Origin of the sequence: Rhodanobacter ginsengiterrae, assembly GCF_050026815.1 — a bacterium.
GTDB lineage: Bacteria > Pseudomonadota > Gammaproteobacteria > Xanthomonadales > Rhodanobacteraceae > Rhodanobacter > Rhodanobacter ginsengiterrae.
In genome coordinates, this window is sequence record NZ_JALBWO010000054.1 from 131,666 (window position 1) to 145,204 (window position 13,539).

At 66.1% G+C, this 13,539-nt stretch carries 12 protein-coding genes, 2 tRNA genes and 1 other RNA gene; 2 read left to right on the forward strand and 13 right to left on the reverse strand.

Features of this window, described 5'->3' with window-relative positions; genetic code table 11:
* Positions 1-28: 28 nt before the first annotated feature.
* From ACQGNJ_RS10445 to ACQGNJ_RS10470, 6 genes are all read right to left on the reverse strand, one after another.
* Positions 29-352 carry a YbaB/EbfC family nucleoid-associated protein gene (locus tag ACQGNJ_RS10445; protein ID WP_426689176.1) on the reverse strand — a complete coding sequence of 108 codons (324 nt, stop codon included), beginning with the start codon at positions 350-352 and terminating at the stop codon, positions 29-31.
* Complete coding sequence (gene dnaX / locus ACQGNJ_RS10450; protein WP_426689177.1) at positions 352-2,022, reverse strand: DNA polymerase III subunit gamma/tau; 1,671 nt, start codon at positions 2,020-2,022, stop codon at positions 352-354. The genes ACQGNJ_RS10445 and dnaX overlap by 1 nt, the downstream gene beginning before the upstream one ends.
* A gap of 82 nt (positions 2,023-2,104) precedes the next feature.
* Positions 2,105-2,201: signal recognition particle sRNA small type (gene ffs / locus ACQGNJ_RS10455), an RNA gene on the reverse strand.
* Positions 2,202-2,254: 53 nt separating this feature from the next.
* Positions 2,255-2,344, reverse strand: a tRNA-Ser gene (locus tag ACQGNJ_RS10460).
* A 293-nt stretch (positions 2,345-2,637) separates the two neighbouring features.
* Complete coding sequence (locus ACQGNJ_RS10465; protein ID WP_426689178.1) at positions 2,638-3,396, reverse strand: MBL fold metallo-hydrolase; 759 nt, start codon at positions 3,394-3,396, stop codon at positions 2,638-2,640.
* Positions 3,393-4,124: a 3-deoxy-D-manno-octulosonic acid kinase gene (locus ACQGNJ_RS10470; protein WP_426689179.1), complete on the reverse strand. Its 732-nt coding sequence runs from the start codon at positions 4,122-4,124 to the stop codon at positions 3,393-3,395. Before ACQGNJ_RS10470 ends, ACQGNJ_RS10465 begins: the two co-directional genes overlap by 4 nt.
* Before the next feature lie 35 nt (positions 4,125-4,159).
* Between ACQGNJ_RS10470 and ACQGNJ_RS10475 the strand changes: the two genes are divergently transcribed.
* The gene (locus tag ACQGNJ_RS10475) at positions 4,160-5,206 is read left to right on the forward strand and encodes a glycosyltransferase family 9 protein (RefSeq protein ID WP_426689180.1); all 1,047 of its coding nucleotides are present in this window, start codon (positions 4,160-4,162) and stop codon (positions 5,204-5,206) included.
* A 72-nt stretch (positions 5,207-5,278) separates the two neighbouring features.
* On the opposite strand, the gene ACQGNJ_RS10480 is transcribed toward ACQGNJ_RS10475, so the two are convergent.
* The 3 genes from ACQGNJ_RS10480 to hisS all read right to left on the reverse strand — a co-directional run bounded on the left by ACQGNJ_RS10480 (position 5,279) and on the right by hisS (position 9,078).
* On the reverse strand, positions 5,279-5,680 hold the full coding sequence (locus ACQGNJ_RS10480; protein ID WP_426689181.1) for a DUF6165 family protein: 402 nt from the start codon (positions 5,678-5,680) through the stop codon (positions 5,279-5,281).
* Positions 5,681-5,707: 27 nt separating this feature from the next.
* Positions 5,708-7,603: an HAL/PAL/TAL family ammonia-lyase gene (locus tag ACQGNJ_RS10485; protein WP_426689182.1), complete on the reverse strand. Its 1,896-nt coding sequence runs from the start codon at positions 7,601-7,603 to the stop codon at positions 5,708-5,710.
* 86 nt (positions 7,604-7,689) lie between these two features.
* A complete protein-coding gene (gene hisS / locus ACQGNJ_RS10490; RefSeq protein WP_426689183.1) occupies positions 7,690-9,078 on the reverse strand; it encodes a histidine--tRNA ligase in 1,389 nt (462 codons plus the stop codon).
* Positions 9,079-9,245: 167 nt separating this feature from the next.
* Between hisS and ACQGNJ_RS10495 the strand changes: the two genes are divergently transcribed.
* Positions 9,246-9,322 (forward strand) — tRNA-Pro (locus ACQGNJ_RS10495).
* 56 nt (positions 9,323-9,378) lie between these two features.
* On the opposite strand, the gene ACQGNJ_RS10500 is transcribed toward ACQGNJ_RS10495, so the two are convergent.
* The 4 genes from ACQGNJ_RS10500 to ACQGNJ_RS10515 all read right to left on the reverse strand — a co-directional run bounded on the left by ACQGNJ_RS10500 (position 9,379) and on the right by ACQGNJ_RS10515 (position 13,478).
* Positions 9,379-10,188 (reverse strand): ferritin-like domain-containing protein, encoded by an 810-nt coding sequence (locus ACQGNJ_RS10500; protein WP_426689184.1) that lies wholly within the window; start codon positions 10,186-10,188, stop codon positions 9,379-9,381.
* 91 nt (positions 10,189-10,279) lie between these two features.
* Positions 10,280-11,752 (reverse strand): amidophosphoribosyltransferase, encoded by a 1,473-nt coding sequence (gene purF, locus ACQGNJ_RS10505; protein ID WP_426689185.1) that lies wholly within the window; start codon positions 11,750-11,752, stop codon positions 10,280-10,282.
* 28 nt (positions 11,753-11,780) lie between these two features.
* Positions 11,781-12,410, reverse strand: a complete 630-nt coding sequence (locus tag ACQGNJ_RS10510; protein ID WP_426689186.1) for a CvpA family protein — start codon at positions 12,408-12,410, stop codon at positions 11,781-11,783.
* Positions 12,411-12,440: 30 nt separating this feature from the next.
* On the reverse strand, positions 12,441-13,478 hold the full coding sequence (locus ACQGNJ_RS10515; RefSeq protein WP_426689187.1) for an SPOR domain-containing protein: 1,038 nt from the start codon (positions 13,476-13,478) through the stop codon (positions 12,441-12,443).
* Positions 13,479-13,539: the final 61 nt, after the last annotated feature.

The following is a 13,539-nucleotide window of genomic DNA, read 5'->3' on the forward strand; positions in this document are numbered from 1 at the left end:
TCTCACTCCTCGTCCCTCACTCCTGCTTTCAAAACGGCATCTTGAACCCGGCCGGGAGGTTCATCCCGGCGGTGACGCCACCGAGCTTGTTCTTGCTGACTTCAGCGACCTTGTTCACCGCGTCGTTGACCGCTGCGGCAACCAGGTCCTCGGCCATCTCGGGATCATCGGCAAAGGTCTGCCGGTCGATCTGTACCCGGCGTACTTCGTGCGCGCCCGTCATCACCACGCTGACCAGACCGCCGCCAGCGCTGCCGGTGACTTCGACCCTGGCGATTTCCTCCTGCGCGCGCTTCATGTCGTCCTGCATGCGCTGCGCCTGTTGCATCAGCTGACCGATCTGTCCTCTCATCACGTTGCTCCGGATTCATTGTCAAAAGGCTTGATGGATTGCGGCACCACGCGCGCACCAAAATCACGCTTCAGCATCTGCACCAGCGGATCGTCTTCGATCGCCTGCTCGGCCGCCGTCTGCGCGTTGTCGCGGGCCTGCGCGGCGCGCGCAGCCGGCGTCTGCGTCGCTGCTGCCTGATTCTGGCTGACAAAACGCAGGCGAACATGTTCACCCAGGGCCTGGCCGATGCGCTCTTCCATCTGACTGACCATCGGCTCGACCGCCATGCTCATGTGCGCCGGCTGCAAGGCCAGCACCAGGGTCTGCCCATCGCGTTCGCGCAGTACCGCGTTTTGCGCCAGCACACTGAACGGACCACGCAAGCCGGCCCGCTGGATCAGTGCCTCCCAATCCGGCAGGCCACGGGCATCCAGCGCCACCGGTGCAGCCATCGCTGGGGCAGGCGCTGCTCGCGGAGCCGGGGCTTCCGCCACTCGCGGCGGAGCGGGCGGCTGGCGGGTTGGCGCCGTGGCGGCCGAGCGTGGCGCGGTCGGTTGACTGTTCACCGGTGTTCGCTCGATGCGTGCCGTGGTCTCGCCGTCACCGGGACGGAACGCCAGCATCCGCAACAAGGCCATCTCGAAACCCGTGCGCGCATCCGGCGCCAAGGCCAGGTCACGGCGACCGGATATGGCGATCTGGTAATAGAGCTGGACGTCTTCCGGCGGGATCCGCTCAGCCAGCAGCACCAAGGTGTTGTCGTCCTCGCTCTCCTCATCCGGACGGTAGTCGGGAATCAGCTGGATCAGCTGCAAGCGGTGCAGCACGCTGGCGATGTCGTCCAGCACACCGCCGAAGTCCGGTGAATACGAAGCAATCTGCCGACACTCGGCGAGCAATCGTTCGCCGTCGCCGGCAGCCAGCGCATCGAGCACGCCGAGCACCTGGCCGCGCGCCACGCTGCCGAGCATGATGCGTACGTCATCGGCATGCAGCGCACCACCGCCGTAGGCGATCGCCTGATCCAGCAGCGACAACCCATCACGCAGCGACCCATCGGCCGCACGTGCCAGTTCGCCGATCGCGCTGTCGTCGTAACTGATGTTCTCGGCGCCAAGAATGTGCCGCATCTGGCCGGAAATCTGCTCCGGCAACAGCCGCTTCAGGTTGAACTTCAGGCAGCGCGAAAGCACCGTCACCGGCAGCTTCTGCGGATCGGTGGTGGCGAGCAGGAACTTCACGTGCGGCGGCGGCTCCTCCAGCGTCTTCAGCAACGCGTTGAACGCGTTCTTCGACAGCATGTGCACCTCGTCGACCAGGTACACCTTGAAACGACCACGCGACGGTGCGTACTGCGCGTTCTCGATCACCTCGCGCACGTCGTCCACGCCGGTATTGCTGGCCGCGTCGATTTCCAGCAGGTCGACGAAACGGCCCTCGTCCACGGCGGTGCAGACCGAGCATTCGCCACAGGGATCTGCCGACTGGCCACGTTCGCAGTTCAGCGACTTGGCGAAGATGCGGGCGATCGTGGTCTTGCCCACGCCGCGGGTGCCGGTGAACAGGTAGGCATGGTGCATGCGGCCGGTATCAAGCGCATTGGTCAGCGCGCGTACCACGTGTTCCTGTCCGACCAGCTCGGCGAACTTGCGCGGACGCCATTTGCGGGCGAGTACTTGATAGGACATGGCTACCAACGTGGGGGCAAAGACCGATTGTGCCAAGTCGGGGCGGCCAAGTCAGTAAACCGCACCCCTGAAATGGCGGCAGCCCCGCCAGCCACACCCCGGCACCCGAATCATTCGCTACCGTTGCTTCCTTCCGGACCTGGCGGAGTTTGCGAACTATCGTCGCGGGGGGACCGACGGGGCCACCATGGACGTGGGCTGTTCAGCCCTGAAACTGTTTATGGCTACAAGTTGGCGGAGAGAGCGGGATTCGAACCCGCGATAGGTTTTACCCTATACACACTTTCCAGGCGTGCTCCTTCAACCACTCGGACACCTCTCCACTTGTATTTGCAATCACACTTGCGACTCGAACGAGCGGGATTGTTCGGCTCATCCTGACCCTCACCCCTCACTGGTGTTCGGGGCCAGCCTGCGGCTGTCCAAATTCGTTCCAGACGAATTTGTCGAACCCGCGATAGGTTTTACCCTATACACAACTCCAGACCATCCCGAATCAACCACTCGGACACCTCTCCGCATGGGTGAAACCGCCCCTGCCGGGAATGCTGCTGCCCGACAAAGAAGCGGAAGGATAGCTGCAGGCCCTGGTACAGGCAAGCGGAACGCAGGGATTCAACCGGCATCCGCGCGCGGCGCGGAAGGCGTTGCCAGCGCCAGGCGTTCGCCCGCGGTGGCGATGCGATAGCCACGTGCGGCCAGGGCAGCGCCATCGGCAGCACTGCCGTAATGGTAGAGAACCAACTGCCGGCGCAGCGATTCGGGGTATTCCCGCTCGATGTCGTCGATGCCCGTGTGCGAGGGATTGCCGACCAGGCTGCAGTCGTGGGCGATCAATGCGTCGCCCCCGGCATGACGGGCCAGCACTTCCGGAATCGGTCGGGTGTCGCCGGTGTAGGCGAAGCTGCCATCGAGGGCGAGGCCGTACGAGGTGCCGGGTACATGATGACGGGTGGCGAACACGTCGAACCACAGGCCGTCCAGCCAGAAGCCACGCGAGCAGGGAACCAGCCGGAATGCCTCCCAGAAATTCACGCCGCCTTCGGCCAGCGCGCCAGGATAGTCGGCCACTCGCGCCTGCAGCCAGGGCAGCAAGCCGGCGTGGATGAACACGCGGGTGGTGCCGCGCAGGCGCTGGTCGAACCACAGCTTGATGAACAAGCGCTCCAGCCCGGCGACATGATCCATGTGGGTGTGGGTGATGAACAGCGCCGTGGGCAGCGCGTCATAGGTGGCCAGATAGCGATCCAGCGTGTCAGGGCCGCAGTCCACCAGCAGCACCGGTATGCCATCGCGCTCGAATACCGCGGACGACGAGCCGAGCTCCACCGCATGCGCGGCGCCGACGCCGAGAAAATTCAGATGCCAGTTCATGGGTTGAGCGTACGCCCGTAGCGATACAGCAAGGGTTGCCAGACATCTTGCTCGAAGGCCGCCTCGCCGTCAGTTGCTGCGCCCAGCTTCAGCAGCGATCGACGCAGTCGTTGCAAATTGGCCTGTTGCCACGCATCGGCGGCGGCACGCCTGCGCCCGCGATCGAAGTCGATCAGATACAACTGAGCCGCAGTCACCAGCACATTGTGCGCATTGAGATCGGCATGCCATATGCCAGCGCGATGGAAACGCGCCACCAACGCACCGACCTCCTCCGCCAGCTCACCATCGAGCCGACCTGCCGCCAGGCGTTCGGCCAGGGTTTGCGCGTCGGCAATCCGGCGCGTGATGAGGTCCGCGCCGTAAAACAGGCCGCGGCGGCGATAGCGTGCCGCCACCACTTGCGGGCCGGGCAATCCCAGTCGGGTGATCTCGGCCAGCAGCCGGAATTCCTGAAACGGCCGTGTGCGATTCGCGCCGGTCCACAGGTAGCGGTCACCCATCAACGCGGCAACCAGGCCGCCACGACGGTAATGCCGCAACACACACTCACCCACAGGTGTGGCAACGATCGCGACACCGCCGCGACCACCAGCCTGCGTGCGCAACGCATCCCGCTCGCGCCAGTAACCCGGCGCAAACCATTCGTGTCCGACTTGTGGCGATACCGCCGCGTCGAACAGAATCGCGCCGCTGGCATCGCTGTGGATTCGTTCCTGCATCATCATGCCCGGTGACCGTTCCCGATTCTAACCCAGGCCCCATGACCCCGAACCCGACGCCAAGCTCGATCTGCCTGTTGCGCACCTCCGCCATCGGCGACGTCACCCATGTGGTACCGCTGCTGCGCAGCCTGCAGCAGGCATGGCCGGATGCGGCGATCACCTGGATCGTCGGCAAGCTCGAACGCAAGCTGGTCGGTGACCTGCCCGGCGTGGAGTTCGTCACGTTCGACAAGGCCGCTGGCTGGGCCGGCATGCGCGCGGTGCATGCCGCGCTGCGCGGCCGGCGTTTCGACGCCTTGCTGCAGATGCAGGTGGCCATGCGGTCCAACCTTCTGAGCATCGGCATCAAGGCAGACCGCCGCATCGGTTACGACCGCGCGCGTTCAAAGGATCTGCACGGACTGGTGATCAACGAGCGCATTCCCGCACGCAGCGGCGAACACGTACTGGACGCGATCGGCAGCTTCTGCGAACCGCTCGGGCTGAGACAGACGCAGGTACGCTGGGACATCCCGATTCCTGACGAAGCACACCTCTGGGCCGCCGAACAGGTACCCGGCGACATCCCCACCCTGCTGGTCAGCCCGACCTCCAGCCACGCGCTGCGCAACTGGCGGCCGGAACGCTATGCCGCAGTGATGGATCACGCCGCCGCGCGCGGCTGGCGCGTCGTGCTGATTGGCGGCCCGTCCGCCGGCGAGCGCGCGATGGCCGATGCCGTGCTGGCCGCCTGCCAGCGCAAGCCGCTGGACCTGACCGGCAAGGACACCTTGAAGAAGCTGCTGGCCATGTGCAGCCGCGCGCAATTGCTGCTGACGCCCGACTCCGGCCCGATGCACATGGCCAACGCGGTGGGCACCAAGGTGCTGGGGCTGCACGCCGCCAGCAATCCCGATCGTTCCGGTCCCTACTCCGACCGCCGTTGGTGCGTGAACAAGTACGACGAGGCCGCGCGCAAGTATCTGGGCAAATCCGCCAGCGACATTCCGTGGGGCACGAAGATCGAGCATCCCGGCGTGATGGACCTGATCGGCGTGGATGACGTGATCGAACGCTACGAAGCCGCGGCGAAGAGCGAGGAGTGAGGGAAGAGGAGTGAGAAACGAGAGAAAGGCTCGCAATCCGTGGCTTCTCTCTCGCTTCTTGCTGCTATTCCCTCACTTCTGCTGTCGGTAATCCTGGTACGACTTTTCCTCGACCAGCTGTGAACCAAGCTTGAGGTTGATCTCGCGTTTGAATGCGGCGCGCTCGTCGTTGCGGAAGTACACGGCGCGCGCCAGTTCGATGAACTCGGCGTCGAACGCCTGCGCACGCTCCTTCAGGCGGATCCTGTCCTCGATGTCCCACAGCAACTCGTTGACCGCCAGCAGGCGTGCGCGTTCGTCGGAAATATCGGTCTGCGCGGCGGCATCGTTGGCCCAGGTCGCGTTGAGCAGATCGAGCTCGTTGCGCACGTTGGCCAGCTTGGCGTCGTCGTTGATGCGTCGCGACTTGATTTCGAGGATGGTGATCTTGTCGATCAGCTCGCCGTAGGACACCGGGGTCTGGATCAGGCTCATGGAATGCGTTTCCCTTGGGAGGTTGAATCAGTGGACGGCACGGAACGCGCCCTGCTGCACCAGTGCGCACACCGTTCGCACATCGCCGTCCATCGCACGGTCGCGATGCATGAAGGCGATCTGCTCGCGCACCACGGCATGGGCGTGGCGCACGCTGACGCCGGCATGGAAGTCGCCCGCACCGGCCAGCGCCGTGGCGAGCTGCTGCACTTCGGTGACGAACTGCTCATAGTGCGGCTGGCCTTCGCGCGGCGCATTGGCGACCTTCGCCGCCAGCGCCTGCCAGCCACCGCGAGCGGCCAGCCGGCGCGCGGCATTGAGCATTTCCTGGCGGTAATCCAGCGCCTGCGCCGCGGTGTACAACTCCAGCGCCAGCACGTGGCTGAGGTCCTCGGTCATCTCCAGCACATGGCGCGCTTCGTTGGCGCCCATCGACACGTGATCCTCGGCGTTCGCGCTGGTCGGCACCGAGTACACACTGGCTGGATGCGCGCGCGTGGCCAGGTCGTTGACCAGCGCGGCGGCGGTGTACTGCACGATCATGAAGCCGGAATCGGTGCCATCCTCGTTGCCGGTAAGAAAGGCCGGCAGGCCGTCATTGGTGGCCGGATCGACCAGCTTGTTCAGTCGGCGCTCGGAGATCGACGCCAGCACCGGAATCGCCGCCTTCACGTAACTCATCGCCAGCGCCAGCGGCATGCCGTGGAAGTGCCCGGCCGAGATCACCTGCTCCTCGATGAACTGCGCGTCCTCGTTGTCGGGAAAGATCAGCGGGTTGTCGGTGACCGAGTTCAGTTCGATGTCGAACACCCGGCACGCCTGCGCCCACGCATCGCGCACCGCGCCGTGCACCTGCGGCATGCAGCGCAGGCTGTAGGCATCCTGCGGCTGGTGTTTCTTGCCGCCCTTGAACGGCAGGAAGCGACTGTAGAAGGCTTCGCGGCCATGGCGCTGGTTGGCCGGCACCCAGTCCCAGCCAATGTCGAAGCTGAGCGCCTGGTCGTCCGGCTCGCTCCAGGCCTCGGCCGTCCACGACTTGAAGCGCGGCACCAGGTGGTAGGGAATGTCGAGCAAGGTGGACCCGGCCAGCCGTTCGCGCACGCGCTCAGCCACCTCCACCTGTCCCGGATGGGGACGCAGGGCATGCACTTCGGCACGCAACGCACCGCTGCGTCCGGCGAAGGCGTCCAGGGTCATCGCCGCGGCCAGGTCGGCGGTGTCCAGCAGGTACTCCAGCGTGTCCAGCGCCAGCACCCCGGTGGCCAGCATCTGCGCCGTACCGTTGTTCAGCGCCAGGCCTTCCTTGAACGACAGGCGGATCGGGCTCAGTCCTGCGCGCTTCAGTGCCTCGCCACCACTCATCCGTTCGCCACGATGGAACGCCTCGCCGCCGCCCAGCAACACGATCGCCAGATGCGACAACGGCGCCAGGTCGCCGCTGGCGCCCACCGAACCTTTTTCCGGCACCACCGGCACCACGCCGGCATTGAGCATCGCCACCAGCGCCTCCAGCGTGCTGACGCGAATGCCGGAGTGCCCGCGCATGAGCGTGTTGATGCGGATGACCAGCATCGCGCGCACCACATCCTCGCCAAACGGTTTGCCCACGCATACGGCGTGGGTGATGATCAGGTTGTGCTGCAGCTCTTCCATCAGCGTGCCTTCAGGCACGGTGACCTGGCTTCCCGGCAGCTCGTCGCGCACGCGGTGTGCACCGAGCAGCTTGTCGGCATTGCTGCCGAAGCCGGTGGTGACGCCATAGGTCGGCTCGCCGCAACTGACCTTTTCCGCCAGGAAGTCGGCAGCGCGCTGCACCCGCTTGAGCTGGGCCTGATCCAGCGCCACCGGCGCCGCATGCCGCGCCACCGCCACCAGCTGCGCACGGGTCAGGCTGCTGCCGTCGAGAAGAATGGTTTCGCTCACCAAGATTGCTCCAGAGATGTTTGTGCACCGGCCCCCGCCAGCGCCTTCGCCGGCACGGCAGGTGGCGAAGAAAACGCTTGTCGCGTTCAGCCCATCGCGGCAGCTTGTTCCAGCTCCACCCGCAACGTCTTGATCAGTTCGCCACGCGCCACCTCGAACTGGTCTTCGCGGCGCAGATCCTTCACCGTCACCACGCCCTTGGCGAGCTCGTCTTCACCCAGCACGATCACGAAGCGGATGCCGGCGCGGTCGGCATACTTGAACTGCTTGCCCAGCTTGCCGCCTTCCAGCACCACCTCGGTGGCGATGCCGGCACCGCGCAGCTCGCTGGCCAGCGCCAGATAGGCGGGCAGTTGCGCCTCGTCCATCTGGGTCACCAGCACGTCGACCGTGCTGTTGGCGGTATTGAGCAAGCCAGCATCGCGCAGCTGCCAGTACAGCCGGGTCAGACCGATCGAAATGCCGACGCCGGGCAGGTGCGACTTGGTGTACTGGCCCGCCAGGTTTTCGTAGCGGCCACCGGAGCAGATCGAGCCGATCTGCGGGTGATCGTTCAAGGTGGTCTCGTAGACCGTGCCGGTGTAATAGTCGAGACCGCGCGCGATCGACAGGTTCAGCGCGTACGCAGCTTCGGGCACGCCGAATGCGTGGATCAGATTCAGCACTTCCTTCAGCTCGACGCGGCCCTGCTCCATCGCCTCGGGTCCGGCGCCCAGCGCATCGAGCTTGTCGAGGGCATCCTGCAGCGAAGTCGACCGCACCTGCACGAAGGCGAGGATTTTCGCCGTCACCTCGGCGCTGAGGCCGAAGGCATCGCCAGTCAGCGTGTCGCGCACATAGTCGGCGCCGCGCTTGTCCAGCTTGTCCACCTCGCGCAGCACCAGCATCTGCTGCTCGGCGTCGACCACGCCCAGGCTCTCGAAATAACCGCGCATCAGCTTGCGGTTGTTCAGGTGGATGGTGAACGGGCCGATGTCCAGTTCACGGAACACGCTGTGGATCACCGCCGGGATCTCGGCGTCGTAACGCACCGACAGAGAATCCTTGCCGATCACGTCGATGTCGCACTGGTAGAACTCGCGGAAGCGTCCGCGCTGGGCACGTTCGCCCCGGTACACTTTCTGCATCTGGTAACGACGGAACGGAAAGCTCAGCTCGCGCTCGTGCTCGGCCACATAGCGCGCCAGCGGCACCGTGAGGTCGAAACGCAGCGCCAGCTCCGGCATGCCTTCGTCGACCTTGCCGGCGGCGTTCAGCGCACCGGTGGACTGCACGAAATAGACCTGGCGCTCGGTCTCGCCGCCGCTCTTGGTCAGCAGCACGTCGGAGTACTCGATCACCGGCGTCTCGATGGCCAGGAAGCCGAAACGCTCGTAGTTGCGACGGATCACGTCGAGCATGCGCTGGAACGCGATCTGGTCGAGCGGCAGCAGCTCGAGCACGCCGGGCATGGTGCGGGCCGGGGTAAGCGCCATGGAATCCTCTACTGACGATGGGGGGCATTCCGTCGCGCAGCAGGCCGCACGACGGCAGCCGTCAAGATTAACAGAACGCCGCCCGCCTTCCCCAGCCGCCTGATCAGGCCGAAGGCGCAAACCTGTTGCCAAGCACCCGATCGGCGATTAAGATACGCGGCTTCCCACGGGGTGTAGCTCAGCCTGGTAGAGCGCTACGTTCGGGACGTAGAAGTCGCAGGTTCGAATCCTGTCACCCCGACCAAATTCGATGAAAAAGCCGGCCCTTGGCCGGCTTTTTTGTGGGCTTGCGCGACGGGTTCAGTTTGCCGGGGACAGCGCCGCAAGCCGATCCAGTTCTTCCTCCAGGAAGCCCGCCTCCAGCCGCGCCGGCCGGTTGAACGGGCCGCGCAGGCTGACGCCCATGTAGTCGCGCAGCAGCACGAAGAAGGTCTCGATCGGATCGACGCCGTCGCGCTCGCAGCAGTGCCGGTACCAGCGCGTGCCCGCAGCGACGTGGGCCACTTCTTCGCGCAGGATCAGCTCGAGGATCGCCACCGTGCGCTCGTCGCCCAGCTTGCGCAGGCGCTCGATCATGCCGGGGGTGACGTCGAGCCCGCGCGCTTCCAGCACGCGCGGCACCAGCGCCATCCGCGCGGTGTCATGAGCCGCGGTCTTCTCGGCCATCGCCCACAGGCCGTCGTGCGCGTCGAAGTCGCCGTAAACGTGGCCAAGCTCGGCCAGTCGCGCGGCCAGCAGGGTGAAGTGACGGGCTTCGTCGTGGGCGCAACTGGCCCAGTCGCGGTAGTAGTCCGCCGGCTTGCCGCGGTAGCGATAGACCGCGTCCCAGGCCAGGTTGATCGCGTTGAACTCGATATGCGCCACCGCATGCACCAGCGCGGCACGACCTTCCGCACTGCCGAGGCCGCGCTGCGGCACCTGGCGGGCGTTGACCAGTACGGGCTTCTCCGGACGTCCTGGCGGCCCGATCGGCGCCGCCGGTGGCGAAGCCGGATCGGCTTGCAGCTGACCGGCAAGAAATGCCCGCCAGGTTTCACGAGTGAGGCGCAGCTTTTCTTCCGGCTCGTTCGCATCGAGGCAGCGTTTGGCGGCAGCGTGAAGATCGGTCATGGAAGATTTTCCCGCAGGAGCCCGCTAGCGGGCGACGCGCTTGCTCTGATCCCGCAAAAGCATCGCCCGCTAGCGGGCTCCTGCACGGGTTTCAACCCCGCCGCGCCGCCTTGGCATCGTCCGAGCGCAGCATCTCGATCTGCTCCAGGTAGCGCTGGTCCAGGCCGGTGACGTATTCGCCGGAGAAGCACGAGGTGTCGAACTGCCTGAGCTCCTCGTTGCCGTCCTGCACCGCCCAGATCAGGTCGGCCAGGTCCTGGTAGATCAGCCAGTCGGCACCCAGTTCCTTCTCGACTTCCTTTTCGGTGCGGCCGGCGGCGACCAGCTCGGTGACCGACGGCATGTCGATGCCGTAGACGTTCGGATAGCGCACCGGCGGCGCGGCGGAAGCGAAGTAGACGTTCTTCGCGCCGACATCGCGGGCCATCTGGATGATCTGCTTCGAGGTGGTGCCGCGCACGATCGAGTCGTCCACCAGCAGCACGTTCTTGTTGCGGAATTCCAGGTCGATCGCGTTGAGCTTGCGGCGCACCGATTTCACCCGTTCGCCCTGCCCCGGCATGATGAAGGTGCGGCCGATGTAGCGGTTCTTGACGAAGCCCTCGCGGAACGGCACGCCGAGCGCGCCGGCCAGCGCGCTGGCCGCGGTGCGCGCGGTGTCGGGGATCGGGATCACCGCGTCGATGCCGTGGTCGGGACGCTCGCGCAGGATCTTCTCGGCCAGCTTCTCGCCCATGCGCAGGCGCGCCTTGTACACCGAGACGTCCTCGATCATCGAATCGGGCCGCGCCAGGTAGACGTATTCGAAGATGCACGGCGTGTGCGGCGCGCCCTCGGCGCAGCGGCGACTGAACAGCTGGCCATCGTCGGTGATGATCACCGCTTCGCCCGGCGCCACGTCGCGCATGCGCTTGAAGCCCAGGATATCCAGCGCCACCGACTCGGACGCCACCGCGTACTCGTGGCCCTGGGCGGTAACCCGCTCGCCCAGCACCAGCGGACGGATGCCGTTCGGGTCGCGGAACGCGAGCAGGCCGTAGCCCAGCACCAGCGCCACGCAGGCGTAGCCGCCGCGGGCGCGCGCGTGCAAGCCAGCCACCGCCTTGAAGAGGTGATCGGGGGTCAGCTCCATCCGGTCCTGGATCTGCAGCTCGTGCGCCAGCACGTTCAGCAGCACCTCGGAGTCGGATTCGGTGTTGATGTGGCGGCGGTCGTCCTCGAACATCTCGCGGCGCAGCGTTTCGGTGTTGACCAGGTTGCCGTTGTGGGCGATCGCGATGCCATAGGGCGAATTCACATACAGCGGCTGCGCTTCAGCCGAGCCTTCCGAACCGGCGGTCGGGTAGCGGCAATGGCCGATGCCGATGCGCCCGCGCAGGCCGGCCATCGCGCTCTGCCCGAACACGTCGCGCACCAGCCCGTTGCCCTTGTGCAGGCGCAGCCGCGCGCCATCCACCGTGGCGATGCCGGCAGCGTCCTGGCCGCGGTGCTGCAGCACCGTCAGTCCGTCATAAAGCGCCGATGCCACTTCGGTGGTACCGACAATGCCGATGATTCCGCACATGGTTTGCTGCCTGCTTCTAGAGGTGTGTTCAGAATTTCCGGGGCGGCGCGGAGGAGCTCGCCGTCGCCGGCAGGGCCGGCCGCACGCTGGTCGCTGCCGGCGCTGGCACCATGCCCGATATGGAGGCCGACAAGCTTGCCGGCAAGCCCGACAGGTGATCGAGCACCGCGGGCGGGTGCAGGTAGTCGCGCACATTCGGCGGTACCTGCTGGCCCAGCCATGCTGCCACGTGCTGGAACTGCGGCAGCAGCAACGATTGCTGCCACCACGGATCGCGGGTGAAGGCGGTGAAGCCGACCAGGAATACCAGCAGCGTCACCAGCAGGACGCCGCGCGCGAAGCCGAACAGCATGCCCAGCAAGCGGTCGGTGCCGGACAGCCCGGTGCCCTGCACCAGCTTGCCGATCGCGAAACGCAGCAGTGCACCCAGCACCAGCACGGCCACAAAGCACAGTCCGTAACTCACGATGATGCGCGCCGAGGGCAGCTGGATCACGTGCTCGAAGTGCCGCGCCACCAGCGGGCCGAAGGTCCACGCCACCCAGAACGCGGCAATCCAGATCACCAGCGCCAGCACTTCGGAAATCAGCCCGCGCCAGAGCCCGACCAGGATCGACAGGCCCAGCACGCCCAGAATGATGTAGTCGGTCCAGTTCATGGGTTTGGTCGGCGTCGGCTTCGGGTGAACTCAGGGCACCGGGACGACGTTGCCGTCGAGGCCAAGTTTCGCCTTGATCTGGTCGTGCACGCGCTGGGCATCGCTGCGCTGGGTCTGCGGGCCCGCACGCACGCGCCACAAACGCTTGCCGCCGGACTGCACCGAATCGACAAAGCCATCGAAACCGTTCGCGCGCAACTTGTCGCGCAAGGCGGTCGCGTCCGCCTGGTTGCTCATCGCTGCCAGCTGCACCGCCCAACCACCGGCCTTGGCCGAACCGTGCGCCACCGGCGCACCGGGCGCCGCACTTTCGTGGTCGGCATCCTGCTCAAGGCGAGCCGGTACACCGGGAATCGACTGGGTGATTTTCAGGCGCGCGGCTTCGGCCGCGGTGCGGGTCTCGAACGGACCGGCGGTGACCAGGGTGCGCGGCTTGCCGGCCTGGCTGATCACCTGGCTGCTGACCGGATAACCCAGTGCGCGCACGCGATGCTCGAGGTTGGCGGCACCGGCGGCACTGGCATAGGCGCTGAGGTTGAGCGTGTAGCTGCCGCGACCCGTGACCGGCGCGGTCGCGGGCGGCACCGAGGCAACCGTGGGCCTGGCCGGCGCCGCAGCGGCGACCGGCTTGCTCACCGGCGGCTTGGTCGACGCTGGCGCCGCGGCGACCGCCTTGCTGATTGCCGGCTTGTCCTGCTGCGGAATCACCGGCTGGCTCGGCGACGCGCCCGAACCGGTGGTGATCGTGGTGGGCTGCGGCGGCTGGCCCGCCTGCGGATCGGTTTCCACATCACGCGGGCGGCTGGAACCGATATTCACCGTGGCCAGCTTGTCACCCGAGCCCGGCGTGACCGACTCGGCCGGCGGGCTGGCGGCGCTGGATGCGTTGGCCGCATCCGGCGACAAGCTCATCGTGCGAGTCTGCAGGTCGCGGTCCGGTGCGGGAGGAATCGCCAGATTCACCGCCTGGTCGCCGCCGGGAGCGGGCGGCGTACTGGAAAAGAACATCGGCACGAACAGAACCGCCAAGGCAATCAGGACGGCGGCTCCCAGCAGGCGTGTTTTCAAGTTTTCGCTCCAGTGCGGCAAAGGCAGTGCACAACGCGACGATTATACCTGCCGGCAGCCG

Coding starts and splice junctions, on each gene's coding strand:
- ACQGNJ_RS10445 (WP_426689176.1), bottom strand. CDS start 352: ATGAGAGGACAGATCGGTCAGCTGATGCAACAGGCGCAGCGCATGCAG.
- dnaX (WP_426689177.1), bottom strand. CDS start 2,022: ATGTCCTATCAAGTACTCGCCCGCAAATGGCGTCCGCGCAAGTTCGCC.
- ACQGNJ_RS10465 (WP_426689178.1), bottom strand. CDS start 3,396: ATGAACTGGCATCTGAATTTTCTCGGCGTCGGCGCCGCGCATGCGGTG.
- ACQGNJ_RS10470 (WP_426689179.1), bottom strand. CDS start 4,124: ATGATGATGCAGGAACGAATCCACAGCGATGCCAGCGGCGCGATTCTG.
- ACQGNJ_RS10475 (WP_426689180.1), top strand. CDS start 4,160: ATGACCCCGAACCCGACGCCAAGCTCGATCTGCCTGTTGCGCACCTCC.
- ACQGNJ_RS10480 (WP_426689181.1), bottom strand. CDS start 5,680: ATGAGCCTGATCCAGACCCCGGTGTCCTACGGCGAGCTGATCGACAAG.
- hisS (WP_426689183.1), bottom strand. CDS start 9,078: ATGGCGCTTACCCCGGCCCGCACCATGCCCGGCGTGCTCGAGCTGCTG.
- ACQGNJ_RS10500 (WP_426689184.1), bottom strand. CDS start 10,188: ATGACCGATCTTCACGCTGCCGCCAAACGCTGCCTCGATGCGAACGAG.
- purF (WP_426689185.1), bottom strand. CDS start 11,752: ATGTGCGGAATCATCGGCATTGTCGGTACCACCGAAGTGGCATCGGCG.
- ACQGNJ_RS10510 (WP_426689186.1), bottom strand. CDS start 12,410: ATGAACTGGACCGACTACATCATTCTGGGCGTGCTGGGCCTGTCGATC.